This window comes from Maribacter sp. (assembly GCF_039974175.1).
Lineage (GTDB): Bacteria > Bacteroidota > Bacteroidia > Flavobacteriales > Flavobacteriaceae > Maribacter_C.
Window position 1 is genome coordinate 1 of the sequence record NZ_JBDWJN010000006.1, and the last position, 18,761, is coordinate 18,761.

The 18,761-nt window shown below is 39.4% G+C and carries 18 protein-coding genes; 4 read left to right on the forward strand and 14 right to left on the reverse strand.

Annotated elements, in window-relative coordinates; translation table 11 throughout:
• Positions 1–525: 525 nt before the first annotated feature.
• From ABJN95_RS05500 to ABJN95_RS05510, 3 genes are all read right to left on the reverse strand, one after another.
• Positions 526–927, reverse strand: coding sequence for a DUF302 domain-containing protein (locus ABJN95_RS05500; protein WP_348369073.1), 402 nt, complete (start codon positions 925–927; stop codon positions 526–528).
• Positions 928–1,274: 347 nt separating this feature from the next.
• Positions 1,275–2,069, reverse strand: a complete 795-nt coding sequence (locus ABJN95_RS05505) for a DUF6544 family protein (RefSeq protein WP_348369075.1) — start codon at positions 2,067–2,069, stop codon at positions 1,275–1,277.
• Positions 2,070–2,071: 2 nt separating this feature from the next.
• Positions 2,072–2,800: a sulfite exporter TauE/SafE family protein gene (locus ABJN95_RS05510; RefSeq protein WP_348369077.1), complete on the reverse strand. Its 729-nt coding sequence runs from the start codon at positions 2,798–2,800 to the stop codon at positions 2,072–2,074.
• 400 nt (positions 2,801–3,200) lie between these two features.
• Between ABJN95_RS05510 and hemN the strand changes: the two genes are divergently transcribed.
• Both hemN and ABJN95_RS05520 read left to right on the forward strand, forming a co-directional pair.
• On the forward strand, positions 3,201–4,562 hold the full coding sequence (gene hemN / locus ABJN95_RS05515) for an oxygen-independent coproporphyrinogen III oxidase (RefSeq protein WP_348369079.1): 1,362 nt from the start codon (positions 3,201–3,203) through the stop codon (positions 4,560–4,562).
• A gap of 56 nt (positions 4,563–4,618) precedes the next feature.
• Positions 4,619–5,443 carry a universal stress protein gene (locus tag ABJN95_RS05520; protein ID WP_348369081.1) on the forward strand — a complete coding sequence of 275 codons (825 nt, stop codon included), beginning with the start codon at positions 4,619–4,621 and terminating at the stop codon, positions 5,441–5,443.
• A 224-nt stretch (positions 5,444–5,667) separates the two neighbouring features.
• On the opposite strand, the gene ABJN95_RS05525 is transcribed toward ABJN95_RS05520, so the two are convergent.
• The 10 genes from ABJN95_RS05525 to ABJN95_RS05570 all read right to left on the reverse strand — a co-directional run bounded on the left by ABJN95_RS05525 (position 5,668) and on the right by ABJN95_RS05570 (position 15,713).
• Entirely contained in the window at positions 5,668–6,156 is a 489-nt protein-coding gene (locus ABJN95_RS05525; RefSeq protein ID WP_348369083.1) for a GTP-binding protein, read from the reverse strand.
• A 143-nt stretch (positions 6,157–6,299) separates the two neighbouring features.
• A complete protein-coding gene (locus ABJN95_RS05530; RefSeq protein WP_348369085.1) occupies positions 6,300–7,004 on the reverse strand; it encodes a sulfite exporter TauE/SafE family protein in 705 nt (234 codons plus the stop codon).
• 115 nt (positions 7,005–7,119) lie between these two features.
• Entirely contained in the window at positions 7,120–7,566 is a 447-nt protein-coding gene (locus ABJN95_RS05535) for a FixH family protein (protein WP_348369087.1), read from the reverse strand.
• Between the two features lie 130 nt (positions 7,567–7,696).
• A complete protein-coding gene (gene ccoG, locus ABJN95_RS05540; protein WP_348369089.1) occupies positions 7,697–9,115 on the reverse strand; it encodes a cytochrome c oxidase accessory protein CcoG in 1,419 nt (472 codons plus the stop codon).
• 52 nt (positions 9,116–9,167) lie between these two features.
• Positions 9,168–10,127, reverse strand: a complete 960-nt coding sequence (locus ABJN95_RS05545; RefSeq protein ID WP_348369091.1) for a cbb3-type cytochrome c oxidase N-terminal domain-containing protein — start codon at positions 10,125–10,127, stop codon at positions 9,168–9,170.
• On the reverse strand, positions 10,124–10,315 hold the full coding sequence (locus tag ABJN95_RS05550) for a CcoQ/FixQ family Cbb3-type cytochrome c oxidase assembly chaperone (RefSeq protein ID WP_348369093.1): 192 nt from the start codon (positions 10,313–10,315) through the stop codon (positions 10,124–10,126). The genes ABJN95_RS05545 and ABJN95_RS05550 overlap by 4 nt, the downstream gene beginning before the upstream one ends.
• Before the next feature lie 5 nt (positions 10,316–10,320).
• A complete protein-coding gene (ccoN, locus tag ABJN95_RS05555; RefSeq protein ID WP_348369095.1) occupies positions 10,321–12,519 on the reverse strand; it encodes a cytochrome-c oxidase, cbb3-type subunit I in 2,199 nt (732 codons plus the stop codon).
• A gap of 2 nt (positions 12,520–12,521) precedes the next feature.
• Positions 12,522–12,800, reverse strand: coding sequence for a cbb3-type cytochrome oxidase assembly protein CcoS (ccoS, locus tag ABJN95_RS05560; protein WP_348369097.1), 279 nt, complete (start codon positions 12,798–12,800; stop codon positions 12,522–12,524).
• Between the two features lie 64 nt (positions 12,801–12,864).
• Complete coding sequence (locus ABJN95_RS05565; RefSeq protein WP_348369099.1) at positions 12,865–13,314, reverse strand: hypothetical protein; 450 nt, start codon at positions 13,312–13,314, stop codon at positions 12,865–12,867.
• A 2-nt stretch (positions 13,315–13,316) separates the two neighbouring features.
• Positions 13,317–15,713, reverse strand: coding sequence for a heavy metal translocating P-type ATPase metal-binding domain-containing protein (locus ABJN95_RS05570; RefSeq protein ID WP_348369101.1), 2,397 nt, complete (start codon positions 15,711–15,713; stop codon positions 13,317–13,319).
• Between the two features lie 196 nt (positions 15,714–15,909).
• On the opposite strand from ABJN95_RS05570, the gene ABJN95_RS05575 reads away from it, so the two are divergent.
• Together ABJN95_RS05575 and ABJN95_RS05580 are read left to right on the forward strand one after the other, a co-directional pair.
• Positions 15,910–16,599: a Crp/Fnr family transcriptional regulator gene (locus ABJN95_RS05575; RefSeq protein ID WP_348369103.1), complete on the forward strand. Its 690-nt coding sequence runs from the start codon at positions 15,910–15,912 to the stop codon at positions 16,597–16,599.
• 90 nt (positions 16,600–16,689) lie between these two features.
• Positions 16,690–17,592: a universal stress protein gene (locus ABJN95_RS05580; protein WP_348369105.1), complete on the forward strand. Its 903-nt coding sequence runs from the start codon at positions 16,690–16,692 to the stop codon at positions 17,590–17,592.
• Positions 17,593–17,642: 50 nt separating this feature from the next.
• Here the strand turns inward: ABJN95_RS05580 and ABJN95_RS05585 are convergent, their stop codons facing one another.
• Positions 17,643–18,716 (reverse strand): type II secretion system F family protein, encoded by a 1,074-nt coding sequence (locus ABJN95_RS05585; protein ID WP_348369107.1) that lies wholly within the window; start codon positions 18,714–18,716, stop codon positions 17,643–17,645.
• Positions 18,717–18,761 lie beyond the last annotated feature (45 nt).

The window sequence follows — 18,761 nt, forward strand, 5'->3', positions numbered from 1 at the left end:
CTGTTCTGTTGATTGCTGCTTTCATAATTTCTATATTTTTTGATGTTGTTTTTTAAATGACTTACAACTAATAGACGAGCGATATTTTGTTTTGTTACAGTACTATGTATAAAAAGGTACTATTTTATAGAATATTTAACATTCTTTAGAAGGTTACTGAATTCTATTTTGTATTAAAAACTTGATTTTCAATAAATTAACCGAAATATCAATTTTTGCGTCCTTCAGAATAAAGACTACTGCTTTTTTAAAAAGTTACACTACGGCAGCTTTTTTTATTTTGTTCGACAGTATTTTATTCGGTCTTAAACGTGTTTGCTATTATTGTTTATGTCAAGAAGACCGTGGTTTAACTTGAAGGAGAAGAACAAGATTGCAGCTCCTTTACATATAAACGTATAGCAGCTGGAATAGGGTGGTGGTATGCCAGTAGTTGGGCCAGAACTAGCTGATTGACCAAACTATGCCTTTAGTATTTGAGCGGTTCAAACAAATAAGTTGGGAAGGTTAAAAAGGAATAGCTAATCAATGATTATGGTGAATATCGTCAATGACCCGCTTCAGTTTTTCACTGACGTCGTCAGCAATTCCCATAAGGTCTTTGTTGATAACAGCCTGCATTGAGGCCATTGGATCTACAGCTGCAACCTCAATAAAACCCTTTTCTTTTTCTTGTAAGATAACGTTGCAAGGCAACATGGTTCCTATTTTGTCTTCAGCAAGTAAGGCTTTATGCGCAAAATCGGGGTTGCATGCCCCTAAGATCTTATAGTTATGAAAATCGACATTCAGTTTCTTTTTTAAAGTTGCTTTGATATCAATTTCGCTTAATATTCCAAAACCTTCTTTTTTTAAAGCCTCGGTGGTTGTTTTAACCGCTTCCTCAAAGGTGAGATCGCTTAGCACGGTATGGTGATAGTATGTCATGTTGTATTTTATTTATGAATGCATAAAAATAGAAACAGGCATACTAGGCGTATACCTGTTTCTTGAGGTGTCAACGTATATTGTGGACGCTCGCTTCTGCATCTACGCAGTACTAGCTTACAAAAAGTGCAAAGAAGCTAAACATAGGTTAACACTTCGTTCCGAGATTTTTAAAAGCCCCACCAATCAAAAATCTGGTTACCATTTTCATAAAAGTTCCAAAGAACGCTTTTATTATTTTGATGCTACCAAAATTAAAATAGACCGTTATTTTATAAAATGATATTTATCATGTTCCTAATTTGTTGCAAGTACTAGCTTAAGCGTTTCAAATGTATACAATGCACTTACCCCACGGTGTAGTTGGTAAGCTCGCAATTGAAATATTCGAAATCTCCCTCTTCCAAGTTCCAAATAGCACGCATTGTTGTGGGAATCAAAAGGCCACTCATGGTTTTATAGTTTTCGGCGATTCCGGTAAATTCTTCTAGCGATTCATCTTTGTATCGTTTCGTTTTAAAATGTGAAAGCAAACCGTTCGGGTTAAAATAAAATATTCCTTCCGCTTGTGTGCCTTGGGTATGCACTTTTGCTTTGACACTCTTGTCATCTATAGCTTCCCAGGCAATGTCTGCACTTAAAAAGCCAACAGGGTAGAACATCAGCTCACCTAAACATCTGGAGAGCGCGCTTTGGTCTGTTTTGGCTCCGTCAGCTAAGGCAATATTCTTAAGACCGAAGAGATTTACTTTTACTTCTCCTTTACCAGCTATACTTTTATCTCTGATGAATAAAGGGTAGGCTTGGGCGCTCCAAATAAAATTAGGAGTGCTTGAGGTCATATATTGAATGGCCCTAAAATTGGTCCATCCTTTTTCAGTACTAGTCTTAATACGCCCCTTTTGTCTAAAGACGACATGACCGTCTTTAGGCTTTCCAACAACCCCTACTTTTTTTAAATACGTTTTGAGCAGTAGCGGTAGACCCTCTAAATCATGAACTGTAATGCTATTTTGACGCTTGCTGTATTTCTTGAAAAGCACCTCTTTTTCTTTTGATATAGCACAGCGGAAGCGATATAAACCGAATAACAATACGAACCCTAGTAGTACAATTGCAAAAAGAATTAAATAGGTTTTCATGACTATAAATTGGAGATTATGGTGAGCGCTCCTATTCCAAATAACAAGAAGAGGACAAAGCGTTTGAATTGGTCTTGGGTAATGCGATCAAGTACCTTTTTTCCCAGATAGGTGCCTACAATACTTACTACAATCAGAATCGGAATCAAATACATGTCTTTCCAATGTACATAGCCGTTGTAGGTATAAACAACACTTCGACTTAAATCAATACCCAAATCGATTATTGCTGAAGTAGCGATAAACTTGTCTTTGTTCAGGTTGAAAGCAGACATGGTGGCGCCTCGTATCGCTCCGCCAGTTCCTAAAAGTCCGGCAAACAGTCCGGATAAAGAACCACCAATAAGGGCATTCTTCTTGGAAGCACCGACTTTAAGATTTTTGTTTATTACAAACAGTAGCGAGAATGCTACTAGAAAAACACCAAGTACTGAAGTCAGTAGTTCAGGGTTGGCGTATTTACTGAGAAAAGCACCCAGAGCGACAAATAGTACTGCAGGAATGCCCAAATAGAGCATTAGTTTTTTGTCAAAACCTTTTCGAAAGAATCCTATTTTAGTAATGTTGCTCGAAAGATGAAATAAGGCTGTGATTCCCAGAACGGTTTGGAAGTCCATAAAGTAAGTCGCCATTGGCACAAAGAAAACCGAGGAGCCAAAACCGCCTACAGTACCCAGAATTTCCGCAATTGTAGATAGAATGATGAACCAAGGGAGATAACGCGATAACATAATCGATTTTAAGCGCTAAAACTAAGCAGCATGATTCACGAGAAAAATGACCAATGTCATCTCAATTTTATGAAATGCTTTCCATTTGTGAATACTTCTGAACTTGTGTACAGCTCGAATTGACTTTCGGCCAGCCATACTATTTTTTTCTGCGCACCACTGTATTTTATGTAAGTAGTGGGCTGTGTAAACAAGGTGTAATATCCCCCTATAATACGTACTTGATAATATGGTGACTTGTTTAAAAATTAGCGATAAACTCCTTAAAAGTAGGCAATAGCGCGCGCGATGCCTTTGTTACCGAATCGGAAAAATTAAAAAACCGTACCATGCATAACATGATTTATATCATATTGCATGATGATCATGGGTGCTAGCTTTGTGGAAAACAAATAGTTGTATGTGCAGTATCGTACAAAAGTATAATGTTCCCGGGCCACGATATACCAGTTATCCCACTGTTCCGTATTGGGACTTAAATTCATTTTCCGGAAAGAAATGGGAAGCCTCAGTTACCAAAAGCTTCAAGGCCAGCAATTCTGATGAGGGCATAAGCCTATATATTCATTTACCTTTCTGCGAAAGCATGTGTACATTTTGCGGTTGCCACAAGCGCATTACGAAAAGACACGATGTTGAGCTTCCGTATATCAAAGCAATTCTTAAAGAGTGGAAATTATATCGTGATCTCTTTTCCGAAAAACCTGTTATTAAAGAATTGCATCTGGGTGGGGGTACACCTACTTTTTTCTCTCCAGAGAACTTGAAATACCTGATCAATGGAATCCTTAAATGGGCTGATACAACTGACGATTACGAATTCAGTTTCGAAGGACATCCGAATAATACAACACAAAAACACTTACATGCGCTATTTGATGTTGGTTTTAGACGTGTGAGTTATGGCGTTCAAGATTATAACGAGCAGGTGCAGAAGGCAATTCATAGGGTACAGCCTTTCGAAAATGTAAAGAAAGTAACGCATTGGGCCCGTGAAATAGGATATACTTCAATTGGGCATGATATTATTTTCGGATTGCCCTTTCAGACCCTAGCTCATGTTGAGGAAACCATAATCAGAACCAAAGAGCTGATGCCCGACCGACTTGCTTTTTATAGCTATGCACATGTTCCTTGGCTAAAGGGAAATGGACAGCGTGGGTATAAGGATACCGATTTGCCGTCGGCAGATGAAAAAAGGCTGCAATACGAAAATGGAAAGGCCCTCTTAGCACAAGTTGGTTATTGCGAAATAGGAATGGACCATTTTGCATTGAAATCAGATAGTTTATTTAAATCAATGGAATCGGGTAAACTACATCGCAATTTTATGGGATACACGGCTTCCAAAACGAATCTAATGATAGGTTTAGGAGCATCGAGCATCAGTGATAGCTGGTATGGTTTTGCTCAAAACGTAAAGAGTTTGGAAGAATACCAACACCTTGTTGAGAACGATATTATTCCAATTTTCAGGGGCCATATGCTGACTGTAGAAGATCAAATTATACGTAGGCACATCTTAAATTTAATGTGCCGTTTTGAAACTTCATGGGACAGATGGAAATTGCATTTTTCGGAAATAGATGAGGTCTTAAAACGATTGGGTGAAATGGAATCTGATGAATTGATAACCATAACCGAGAACCAAATCAAAATAACCGAAAGGGGTAAACCTTTTGTTCGCAATATCTGTATGGCCTTCGATTTGCTTTTGCAACGAAAGGCCCCAGAAACGAAGTTATTTTCAATGACGATTTAAAATTAAACTAAGCTTAACCCCATTTCCTTTACAATGGACATGAAATATCAAATATTATGAAGAAAATAATAGTACCTATCGACTTTTCCGAGCAATCTGAATATGCTATGAAAGTAGCGGTATCACTTGCTAAAAAACACGACTCTGAGATTTTGGCGCTTCACATGCTAGAATTGAATCAAGCGATGATTGCATCGTCGGAAGGCTTTCATCCGGAGCAGACCGTTTTTCTTTTAAAATTGGCGGAAAAAAGGTTTAAAGAATTTTTAGATAAGCCGTATTTAGAGGGAATTGCCGTAACTCCAATAATTAAACATTATAAAGTATTCAGGGAGGTAAATGAAATAGCTAGTGAACATAATGCAGAATTAATCGTGATGGGTTCTCATGGTAGTGACGGACTTAAAGAGATATTCATTGGTTCAAATGCGGAGAAAGTAGTTAGAAATGCAGACATACCGGTAATCGTAGTCAAAGAAGAGTTAAATGACTTTAAAGTGGAGCGTTTGGCTTTTGCCTGCGATTTTAAAGACGAAAACCTTGTGGCTTTTCAGAAAACAAAAAGCTTTGCAGAACTTTTGACGGCTGAACTTGAACTGGTTTATATCAATACCCCGGGAGACGATTTCCTCAGCAATAAAGATGCCTATGAGCGAATAAATCAATTTCTGACGAAAGCAAATGCTGGGCAACAGGTAGAAATATACAATGATTACAGCGTTGAAAAAGGCATTCTTAATTATAGTGAAAGCATCTTGGCCGATATGATAGGTATACCCACCCATGGCCGAAAGGGGTTATCTCATTTCTTTATGGGAAGCATAGGCGAAGACGTTGCAAATCACTCTAAAATACCCGTGGTTACCTTTAAAATCAGCTAGTATTTTAAACGATCATGGGTCAGTTAGGGAATCTTCGGGGGGAAGATTCCCTTTTTTCATTTAAATGATTGATAATCAAAAAAATGAATCGTGATAAATGTTGTTTTCAAGAATTTAGTTACCTCATATTTATGTACCAGGTTTAAAATGAATGATGGGTTAGCTGTGAGTATGATCTACAATGATCTAAATACAGTTGTTGTTGACCTATCTTAGAACGGTATTTATGCCAAAACCCCCATCATAAAGCGATACAATTCTTCCATCTGGGGCTTCCCTTTTTGTTTCCCAGCTCTGCCGAAGAAGTAAAGTACAAACCAGAGTAGGGTCATAAACACCATCAGGCCTAATTGAAGTCCATAAGGCTTGTCTAGGGAAGCGCTAGAATAGGCCCAAATGGCTAAAATGACAAAGACCGTAGCGACTCCAAAGTGGAGGAACATAAAAAAGGTCCAAAGGGTGGGGTTGGGCCCGAAAACACCATAGAGTTTGCTGCTTTTTTTATCCAATTCATCAAATTCGAGGTGTAGTTGTGGAGACCAAAAATGATTGTTCTTTTTATTGAATTTGATGAAAACATGTTCATCAATTCGTTTGACCAAGAAGGGTTCGACTTGTTTTTTTTCAAAAGATTGTAGTAATTCTTCCCTAGCACCTGACAATTCCAATTGAAATCGCGGTCGTAAAACGATGTCATTAGGTATTGGTTTCATGGAAAAAGCGTTTTATTAGTTTGCAATAACTAGGTTACCATATTAAATGTCGTGACCAGCTGTATTTTTTAGAATTAAAAGATTACAAGAGCCAATACAAAACAAATCAATTTCTTTGAAGCCGACTTGGCTCGCAAATTTGTTTAATTATGACATTCCACGGCACTCGAAACCAATTCAACAATCGGTTCTGGTGACAAATAGGGGATACCCAGGCCTAAACCACGTAGAATGAATAAGGCTCCTACGAGAATCACAAAAACAGGAATCAATTGCTGCACTTTTCGACGTAAAGTACCTTTTAAAAGTCCGCTGAAATAGATAGCCGTGGTCATAAGCGGAATTGTTCCTAAACCAAAAAGAATCATATACAAGCTTCCTTGGGCGGCACTACCCATGGCAATGGCTCCAAAAAGCGCCACATAGACTAATCCACAGGGTAAAAACCCATTTAAAAAGCCAATGGTGATAAAGGTATCAGGCGATTTTTTCTTGAGTTCTTGACCCAATCGATTTTTAACCTTTGAAACCATTTTATACAGGGGCTTGGAAAAATTGTATTTATTAAAAGTTTTGTACGGAATTAGTACGATGATAATCATCAATATACCAATGGCTATAGATAGTTTTTGTTGCATTCCGAAGACGTAAAGTCCCTTACCAACAAGTCCGAAAACCAATCCAATTATTCCATAGGCCAGCAATCGCCCAAAGTGATATATGAAGATTTGTATAAACTTTTTGTAGTTGTTCGTTCTATCTACTGGCAGTACAAAGGCAATGGGTCCGCACATACCCACGCAATGCAAACTTCCCATTAATCCTAATATGATAGCTGATAGTAACATTTTCTATGGTTTATTCATCATGCCAGCCAAGCCCGGCCATCTTTTGAATCTTTCTAGTTTTAATTAGTCTGTTTTGTCGCGCAAGAGCCCTTGCAAAGAAGTCTAGTTTCTAACTCTAGTACGTAATCCCTTCTTTATACAAATACATTTCACCATCATACTCCCATGAAACCTTAATATCCCAGCGACCATCCAACAAACGTTTGTCAGGTATGAGCAAATGTGCATTGGACAGATTTAAGTCTAAATCAAAGTCCAAGTGTTTGTTAGATGGTCTGTATAGAGATATAGTTCCTTTCACTTTTTTAAAATTTAAACTCTGGGGAAACTCTACCAGCAGCCCTTGTGCCGTTTTCCTTAGCTTGAGCATGACCGAATTTGAACTGGCGTTCTTTTCGGCATCGATTTCTTTCTGATACTCCAATTCAGCCTTATAGTATTCCTCGGTGACTAAATCATGATTGGCTCGGTCATCCATATTCATTCGTACTACAAAAAATAAAATAAAGCCGATAAAGGCAATAAATGCTATTACGATTGCTGTTCCCCAGTTTATTTTCATGACCAACGGTTTTTATTTTTATTTCCTTTCAAGCAGAAATCTATTTTTTCTTCGTTATTGTGAGTGCAGTGCCAATCGACAGTTTGGAATACAAATGCAACAGATCGCCTGTTTCCTTGCACAGACGATTTTATTGATAACTTCGAGGGGCCAAAAATGCCGTCATGGTCGTTTCAACCAATTCGTTACCGCTATATACACCGATTTTAATTTTTTCCTTATCACTTTTGATTGCCGCATTATTGATTTCTATAAACAAAGTGCCCTCGGCTAGGTTTTGGGCAGGCACCCGAAAATCTTCATTCCGTACCAGTTTTATGGTGCCTTGGTGAGACAACAGTTTAAAACTCACATCGTTTACATCTTTGGTAGTTTTGTTTACCAGTTTGTAGGTGTATACATTGCTTATGATGTTATCTTCTTTATGCTCATATAATTGCCCAGGCAATCTCAGGATATTCGCTTCTAAATCATTTCTCAAGAAAAGCATTCCGATTAAAATTCCCGTTAGAATGGTCAAAACCGCGGTATAGCCCTTTAAACGAGGCGTAAATTTGAATTTTTCTTTCTTCGTTATTTCGTCCTCACTGGCATAGCGAATAAGCCCCTTCGGAAGGTTGACCTTTTCCATAATGGTATCGCACTCATCAATACAGGCGGTACAGTTTACACACTCTAACTGCGTTCCGTTTCGAATATCGATACCCGTTGGACAAACATTTACGCATTGAAAGCAATCAATACAATCCCCATGACCCAAGGCGGCGCGGTCTTCATTTTTTCGGAATTTTTTACGTCCATTTTCAGCCTCCCCTCTGACATGGTCATAGGCTACGATGATTGATTTGTTGTCTAACAAAACGCCTTGCATTCTGCCATAAGGGCATGCGATAATACATACCTGTTCTCTGAACCAAGCGAATACCCAAAAGAACACTGCAGTAAAAATCAATAAGGAAACCATGGTGCTTATGTGCTGCAGTGGTCCATCTGTGATATACTGAATCAATCGATCACTGCCTATTAGATAAGCGAGAAATACATTAGCTATTACAAATGAAATGATAAAAAAGATAATCCACTTCGTGGTTCTCTTTCTTATTTTTTCGGCATTCCAAGGCTGTCGATCTAATTTTATTTGCGCTCCTCGATCTCCATCGATCCAGTATTCGATTCTTCGAAAAACCATTTCTAAAAAGATGGTTTGCGGGCACATCCAACCGCAAAAAATACGGCCGAAGGCAACGGTAAAGAGTGCTATAAATAGTACGCCGATTATCATGGAGATTACGAACAAATGAAAATCTTGCGGCCAAAATGGAAAACCGAATATATTAAAGCGACGCTCTAATACATTGAACATTAAAAATTGATTGCCATCGATTTTTACAAAGGGTGCCAACAGTAGGAAAACCAATAGAAAATAACTAACGTATTTGCGATAGCTATACCATTTACCGCTAGGTTTTTTGGGAAAAACCCAAGCACGCTTACCCTCTTCATTAATGGTGCCGATGGAATCTCTAAAATTTTCTTTGTCTTGTGACATAAACACCTTTCTCAATCCCTCTTTTTATGGAGGGAAGCCGTTGTACTTTGTATTAGTTTATAGCAACTGTAGTTGAATCAGTAACAATCGCGGTAGAATCTTTTTCTACCTCAGGCAGCGATTCTTTTGGCGCCTCCGGATCTATCCAAATTTCTCCTTCAGCCGCTTTCGGATTTGCCGGAGTTTTTCCGATAATCTCGGTCAAAATATAGCTCGACACTTGAGCCATTTCTACGGGCTTTAAGATCTGTTTCCATGCCACCATACCTTTGCCATCACGACCCCCTTCTGAAACTGTATTGAAAACATTTTTGATGCCTCCGCCTAAGATCCAATAGTCATCCGTAAGGTTCGGGCCAATTCCGCCGCCACCATCTGCCATGTGACAAGCAACGCAATTGGTTTCAAAAATGACCTTCCCTGCGTTGATATCGGCGGCATCAGTGAAAAGCGCTACCGAATTGACATCGACCAGATCTTTGGCTGTTTTCTTGTATTCTTTAATTTCCAATTGAGCGGCGGCTACCTCTTGTTCATATTCCAAATCTTGGTCATAGTCGTTCATGATGTGGAAACGCACTAAGTATACCAGGCCGAAAATTATGGTAGCATAGAACATATATACCCACCATGGCGGTAACTTATTGTCTAATTCGCGAATTCCGTCGTAGTTGTGATCTAGAATGATTTCACCTTCTGCCTCCATTGGTTTTGTGCCCAGCATGTTTTGATAAACGCGTTTTCCCCATTTCCACTGCCACCCTTTTGATTTCGCAGCCAGATAACGCTCTTGCGCCTCTTTGTTCATAGACTGAAAAGTGATATTCTCTACCGATTGCAGTATCAAGGCCACGGCTATCATGAGAATCACTATGGCAAACAGAAAAAATTGGGTAATCGGATATTCGATTATGGCCGGCTTATCGCCAGAGTCGATGAAATATTCCATCAGTCCGAAGACGAGGAAAAAGACAATTACGATGTATAACCACCAGGGTCTTGTGTTTTTCATATTTCTAAGTTTTGTTGGTTATCATTATCTAAGGGCATTTCGCTCATTGCTTTAATATACTCTTTGGAGGCCGTAAATACCCACAAAAACAGTATAACAAAGAAGACAAAGAAAATGAGCAGCGATATCATCGGATAGGTAGCTACATCCTCTATACTTTCCATATAACCTTTTACGAATTTTAGCATGACTTTTAGTTTTGAGAGATGGTTTCGTTTGTTTCCTTAATTTTAATATCAGTGCCTAGACGCTGTAAGTATGCGATTAAGGCCACAATTTCTCGATCTCGCATTTCTACAAAGTCCGCTCCGTTTTCAGCGGCATATTTTTTATCAGCTTCATAGCTTTTGGCGAAGTCAGGATCGGTATACAGGTTTTTTTCGATTTGCGTCGCCTGGGCATCCATGTTGGCCATGGCATTGGCAATATCTTCTTCAGAATATGGAACTCCAAGAGAGACCATGGCTTCCATTTTACCTTGTATTCCATTGCGGTCATGTTCGTTTCTGATCAACCATTGATACGCAGGCATTATCGAACCTGAAGACGTACTTTGTGGATCGTACATATGGTTCAGGTGCCAGTTGTCGGAGTACTTTCCGCCAACTCTCAGTAAATCAGGCCCCGTTCTCTTACTTCCCCAAAGGAAAGGGTGGTCGTATACAAATTCTCCCGCTTTCGAGTATTCTCCATACCGTTCTACCTCACTGCGGAAGGGGCGTATCATTTGCGAATGACAGCCCACGCACCCTTCTCGAATATAAAGGTCACGACCCTCTAGTTCTAAAGGCGTATAAGGCTTTACACTAGTTATGGTGGGAATGTTTGACTTTACAAGTATAGTGGGCACGATCTGAACTATACCTCCGATGAGGATAGCTACCGTTGCCAGAATAGTCAATTGTATCGGCTTGCGCTCTAACCAAGTATGGTACGTTTCACCTGCGGTTCTTCTTTTCGATACGCGCGTCAAGGCTGCGGCTTCTGCCAACTCATCTTCTACCTTAGTACCCTGTTTGATGGTAACTACAACATTGTAAACCATAACACAAGCACCGATGATGTACATACTACCGCCTATGGCACGCATCCAATACATGGGCATAATTTCATTGACTGTTTCTAAGAAGTTTCCATAGACTAAGGTCCCATCTGGATTAAAGTCTTTCCACATCAATGCCTGGGTGAAGCCCGCTACGTACATAGGTAAGGCGTAGAGAATGATGCCCAAGGTGCCAATCCAAAAATGGAAATTGGCCAAACCTTTTGAGGCCAATCGCGTTTTGAACATTTTAGGAACCAACCAGTAGATCATTCCGAATGCTAAAAAGCCATTCCATGCCAAAGCACCAACATGCACGTGGGCAATAATCCAGTCACTAAAGTGTGCGATAGCGTTTACATTTTTAAGAGATAACATGGGCCCTTCAAAGGTTGCCATACCGTATCCTGTGATCGCAACAACCATAAATTTCAAGGTAGGGTCTGTGCGTACTTTATCCCAAGCACCTCGCAGTGTTAGTAGTCCGTTTATCATTCCTCCCCAAGAGGGCGCGATAAGCATTACAGAAAAGGCAACTCCTAAATTCTGAGCCCAATCAGGTAATGAAGAATACAGTAAATGGTGTGGCCCTGCCCAGATATAGATGAATATCAAAGACCAGAAGTGAACAATCGATAGTTTATAGGAATATACAGGCCGATTTGCCGCTTTAGGAACGAAATAATACATCAACCCCAAAAACGGAGTAGTCAAAAAGAAGGCTACGGCGTTGTGCCCGTACCACCATTGTACCAAGGCGTCTTGAACCCCTGCGTAAACCGAATAACTTTTCAAAGCACTTACCGGAAGTTCTAGACTATTGAATATATGCAGTACCGCAACGGTTACAAAAGTTGCCAGGTAAAACCAGATGGCCACATATAAATGGCGTTGTCTCCTTTTGATCATGGTTCCAATAAGGTTCACACCAAAAGCAACCCAAACCAATGCAATGGCGATGTCAATCGGCCACTCTAGTTCGGCATATTCTTTAGAAGTAGTGTATCCTAGGGGTAGGGTTATCGCAGCGGCAACTATTATCGCTTGCCAGCCCCAAAAATTAAATTTACTGAGTACGTCACTGAACATTCGTGCCTTTAGCAAGCGTTGGGTGGAGTAGTAGACTCCGGCGAAAATAGCATTCCCTACAAATGCAAATATCACCGCATTGGTATGTAAGGGTCGTAAACGACCAAAACTCAACCATGAGATACCATCGGTCAAGTTGGGAAACATAAACATAAAGGCCAACAAGAGCCCGACAGACATCCCTACAATTCCCCATAGCATGGTCGCATAGAGGAAGTTTTTTACGATCTTATTATCGTAATAGAACTGTTGTACTTCCATAGTTATTTTTCTTTATTTAGTTGGATTTTAGTGTTGGTCGTAGCGAGCGTAGTCCGGCAATTTGCTTGTTTTGATGCAACAGTTCGCTTCGTGCCTCGCAAAGACGATTCTTTGCCTTTTGCTTTTAGATCGGGCTTTACCAATTCATCTTCAAAAAGCATACGCACTGATGGTGTATAGGAATCATCGTATTGTCCATTTTTAACCGAAATGATAAAGGCTATGAAAAAGAGGACCGCGACAATTATGCTGATGGTCAGTAACACATAAATAACACTCATACCTACCTGAATTATGCTGTAAAACTATAGGGATATCGAATCATAAAATATGACATTTATCATCTTATCCTTTTTTTTGGTTTTTAAGAATTTTTGCGCTTCTCAGCTGAGCATCTTCACCTTTTATAATTGATAGGAGCGCTGCAACAATTATGAGGTTTTTAATGATGTATTGCCCTACTAATGTTAGAAAAATAGGATAGCCGTTAAAAGAAATATCATAGAAGAATAACAGCGGTGTAAAGGTGCAAGCCAAATGGGCAAGGGCTGCAAAGGCTATCTTTTTTGTATAGCTATTCAATAGAAAACAAAGGCCGATTATCACCTCAATAAAAGCTAAAAGTACTATGGCAATACTTGCGGGAATAGTACCCAAAGTTAGCTCAGCAATGGTATCTGTAGCTAGACCCTCTGCCGGACTCAATTCTGGAAAAAACTTTAGTGCTCCGAACCAGAGATATACGATACCAATGGAAATTTTTAAAAAACTATTTCGCTTTAGATTGTCAATCACTTCTATTCTAATTTATGGCCGATCAGGTTGGTCATTACTGTAGCGAATGCCACTACGCTTATCGAACTCAAAGGCATTAAAATGGCCGCAATGACGGGTTCTAATTGCCCCGTTACCGCGAAATACAGCCCGATAACATTGTATAACAAAGACAGTATAAAACTTAATTTGATGATGCTCAATGCCTTTTTTGAGGCAAGGATGTATGCATATAAATGGCGGAATTTTGAGGCATCTAACATGCCATCGCAGGCAGGGGAAAACACATTTACATTTTCTGAAATGGCAATGCCTACCTCGCTTTGGGCTAAAGCTCCAGCATCGTTCAATCCGTCACCTACCATCAATACTTTTTTGCCTTGTACCTGCAGTGATTTGATAAACGCTAATTTTTGTTCGGGTTTTTGGTTGAAATATAGTGGAGTCAGTTTAGGCAATAGTTTTTCTAAACGTTCCTTTTCTCCTTCGTTATCTCCTGATAGAATCGCAAGTTGAAGTGTTTCTGACATGGCTTTAAAAACCTCTGAAATTCCTTCACGGTATTGATTGTAGAAAACATATTTGCCTTTGTAATCATCGTTGCTGCTGATGTGTACCGAAGTGCTTGATGTTTCTTCCAATTGCTGTTCTCCTACAAAATCTGCCGAACCAACTTTGATATGCGTATTGTCTTTGCTTGCTTCAATACCCTTGCCTAGATGTTCTTGATATTCATCTAAGGGTACAATATCATGTTCGGCAAGTAGATTATATAATGAACGACTCAAGGGGTGGTTGGAAGCTCGAATCGTATTTTTAAGAAGCGCTGCCTCAGCTTCGGTTAAGGGCATGCCTTCATACGTGGGCATACTCTTTTGGATGGTTGTGATCGTTCCTGTTTTATCGAAAATTGCAGTATCGATTTGCGCAAGTCGCTCAATAGTCTGGGTATCTTTCAAATAGAATTTTTTGCGACCGTAAATGCGCAGCATATTCCCCAAGGTGAAGGGTGCTGCAAGTGAAATAGCACAAGGGCAAGCAATAATCAACACTGCCGTAAAAACGTTCATCGCCTTGCTGGGGTCATAATAGAGCCAGAATGCCGTTGCGACAGCGGCAATAGACAAAACGGTGATGGTAAAGCGCTTTCCAATGCTATCTGTCAAAGTTTGGAAGGAATCTGCTTTGTTGATTTGAAAAACTGAATTGCTCCACAACTGGGTCAAATAACTTTGAGAAACTGTTTTCTGTACAATCATTTCAATCGCCCCTTGAAGCTGTTTTCCACCTGCAAAAACTTTATCGCCAGCTTTCTTATTTACGGGTGCTGACTCACCACTCACAAAACTGTAGTCGATTTGACCATTAGCACTAATTAGAATTCCATCTACTGGAATCAGTTCTCCATTTCGAATTAAGAGCTGGTCTCCTTTTCGAATATCATGAACCTGGGTGATTTCCTCTTTGCCTTGGTCCGTAATGCGGGTAACTGCAATGGGGAAATACGATTTGTAATCCCTTTCGAAAGAAAGAAAAGAATAGGTTTTCTGTTGGAAGAATTTGCCCAGCAAAAGGAAGAAAATCAATCCCGTAAGGGAATCGAAAAATCCAGGCCCCCAATCGAAAATTATATCGATGGTACTTCTTAGAAAAAGAACAACGATTCCTAAAGCAATCGGAACGTCTATGTTCAATAGGTTGGAGCGAAGACCTTTGAATGCGGATATGAAATAATCGCGTCCTGCATAAAAAACTACGGGTAATGAAAACGAAAACATCAACCAACGAAAAACATCTTGATAGGTATTGAGCCAAAACTCACCACCCGAAGATGCGCTTGAAGACAAGTCAAAATAATCTGGAAAGGAAAGAAACATCACATTGCCAAAGGCAAAACCAGCGACACCCAACTTGTAAATCAAACTTCGATCAACAGTTTTCTTTTTGGTATCGTAATCGTCAAGTGAAATATAGGGTTCATAACCAATTCTCGTTAAGAGCAGTACCAGTTCTTTTAACGAAAATTCATCACTGGCATACGCAATACGCACCGTTTTCTGTGGAAAATCAACTTGAGAACTATTGACAAACGAATTCAGTTTGTTCAGATTTTCTAAAACCCAAATACAAGAACTACAATGAATATGTGGAATATAGAGGTTGACAATCTGTAGATTTTCATCGTTAAATTCGGTTAGTCTTTGAACAATAGAAGCAGTGTCGAGATAATCATACTTTCCTTCAACCGCTTCAGGGGTTGTACCAGCAGCAGCTTGTAGGTCATAATAATAAGATAAATCGTTACTAGAGAAAATTTCATAAACAGTTTTGCACCCATTACAACAGAATTCTTTCGTATCATATTTGATGAAATTGTTGCCGCAATCATCACCGCAATGGTAACAGTTGATACTTCTCATAATTACATTTGCTTTGAACTTATCTTGACGTTATGCTTAGAAGGCAAAATGTACCATTCACAGGTAAAGGATAAGATGAGTTCATCATACCATTGGCAAAGGTGAGAACCAATGAATTGTTAAAACATGATAATTATCAGGTTTTGTTCAATGGGTGCAGAATACCTTTGTAACATCAGGTATAAAGAATAAAGTCATGGAAAGCAGATGTGAAAATTGTATCGTTCGACAGTTCAATGCTTTACGCGCAATGAATAAGGAAGAATTGAAGAAAGTCTCCGATTCAAAGGTGTATCGAAAAATCAAAAAAGGGGAGACCATTTTTGAGGAAGGCGAAAAGTTAGACGGTGTTTTTTGCGTTCGAGACGGAGTTTCTAAACTGTCTAAACTTAGCGCTAATGGAAAAGACCAAATTGTAAAATTGGCGAGTAAGGGTGAGGTGATTGGGCAGCGCACCGTCATTGCAGAGGAATCTACAAATTTAAGCGCCGTTGCGGTGAGCGATATGGAGGTTTGCTTTATTCCCAAGGAAGTCATTTCAAATACCCTGAATACCAATCCTAATTTTGCCGTTGAGGTATTACGCCACATGGCGCATGACCTTAAGGAAGCTGACGATGTCATTGTAAATATGTCTCAAAAGACGGTTAAGCAACGTATGGCGGAAGCTTTTTTATACTTAAAGAAAAATTACGGTGAAGACGAAGCCGGATTTCTTAATCTAACACTTTCTCGAGAAGATTATGCAAACGTGGTCGGAACCGCCACGGAATCGTGTATTCGTATAATTTCAGAATTCAAGAAAAAAGGATTCATCAAAACTTCAGGCAAGCAAATAGGCGTTGCTGACGAAAGAAAACTTCAAGATTTAGTGGAGGGGTTTTAGATTTATGTAGCCGTACAAAAGCTGACAAATGTCATAGTTTACCCTAGCTCGTGAGCCTATTTTTACGGCATAGCTTATTATAAAAAGTTGATGAAGAATATACTCATACCTACAGACTTTTCAGAAAACGCATGGAACGCTACGCGTTATGCTATAGAACTTTTTAAGAATGAAACCTGCGTTTTCCACTTGTTAAATACCTATACCCCTGCCATAGCCAGTAGTCGCTTTATGGCAGCATCTATTGATGGAGGAGTGCTCGAAAATGGGGCGCAATTGGGTTCAAAAAGAGGTTTGCAAAGTGTGGTCGACCGTATTCACAAGGTATATGACAATCCAAAGCATAGTTTTAAGGTCAGTTCTTCCTTTAGTTTTTTGGTCGACGAAATCAAGGAAACCATTGCCGAACAGCACATAGATTTAGTGGTTACTGGTACCAAAGGCGCTTCTGGACTTGAAGAGGTGTTTATGGGCAGCAATACGGTTCGTATCATCAAATCGGTAAAGCATTGTCCGGTTTTGGCGGTTCCGCAAAATTTTGAATTTGTTACACCCAATGAAATTGCATTTGCGACTGATTTTAATCGATTCTACACCAAATCAGAACTACAGCCTTTGCAAGACATGGCCGAAACTTTTGACGCCACGATTCGCATTGTTCATGTGCAATATGAGATAAAGGCATTGACGGAGTTACAACGGTTTAATTTAAATATGTTACGGAAATACCTTGGGGAGGTAGAGCATTATGTGCATACCGTTTCCGAATTAAATTCCATTTCTAAAACCCTCGAAGTATTTACCGAAGAACTTGATATACACCTACTAGCAATGTTGAACTACCAACACAGCTATATGGAAAAAATGACTCGTGAGCCCGTTATAAAAAGGATTGCGTTTCACACTCAGATACCCTTGTTAGTCATCCCTGAACTGGGAATGCATAGCCCTTCGCGCAATGGTAAGGAAAGTGAAACGGCATCATCATATTGACCGGCAACCTATGTTGGCAAATTGGCAAGGTTATTTTGCAAACCTGCTTTTTATCCAAGTACACTACCCAATTTGAACATGGGTAAATACATGGCAACCAGTATAATACCAACAATAGCACCAACGACCACGATAATCATAGGCTCTAGCAGTGTGGAAAGCAATTTTGATTTTTGTTGCACTTCAATATCGTATTGCTGATTCAATCTTTCAAAAATAAATTCAGTTTGATTGGTTTCTTCAGCAACTTTAACCAGAGCAACCATTCGGTGATCGAAAATCTTATTTTGACTCAAACTTTGGCTTAAACTTTCACCTTTTAGAATTCCTTTCTCTACATTAGCTAGCGCTTCTTTCAATGGAAAAAAATCAATCATTTGCCTGACCAGTTCGATACTATTCAAAACAGGTACTTTGGAGGCCGTCAATAGTGTTACGGCTTGTGTAAATTGGGCCATATATACCGATTTAATAAAATTGCCGATGTATGGCATTTTAAGCTGTAGATACCCCTTTTTCCTTTTAAAGCGTTCGTTATCTCCGTATATTTTACCTAACACCACAAGACAAATTAAGAATAGTAACACATACCAGCCATAGTCTTTGATAAAATCGGAAGCGGCAATAATAAAGTTGGTAATACCTGGCAGTTCTACATTGTTCTGTTTAAAAATATCTTGAAACATGGGTACGACCAAACGCAGCATAAAAATTACCACCAAGGCTGCCGTGACCAAGATGATAATTGGGTAGGTTAGTGCGTTCAACAAATTTCTTCTTTGCTCGTTTTTACGACTGAAAAACTTGCCGAGTTCCTCGGTTATCTTTGCCGTGGTACCTGTTTCTTCGCCGATCTTTAAGGAGTGGTACTCGTATTCAGTAAATTCTTTCTTGTTTCGAATCACTTCTGAAAAAGGTTTTCCCGATACTAAAGCCTCTACCATTTCGGTATAAAAAATTTGGTGCTTTTCCTTTTTTTGATTGTCCCGCAAAAGGCTAAGGGCATCTTTCAAATTTATTCCAGCCCGGAGGAGAACACTGATTTCGGTATAGAAGTTCTCCTTTTTTTTGTTGGAGAACGAAGGGGTAAATAGGGCGATTTCTTTTTTAAGAATATTCGTCATACCGCCTATGTTTGTAGGCGGTACACTTTTTTTTGAAATCGTATT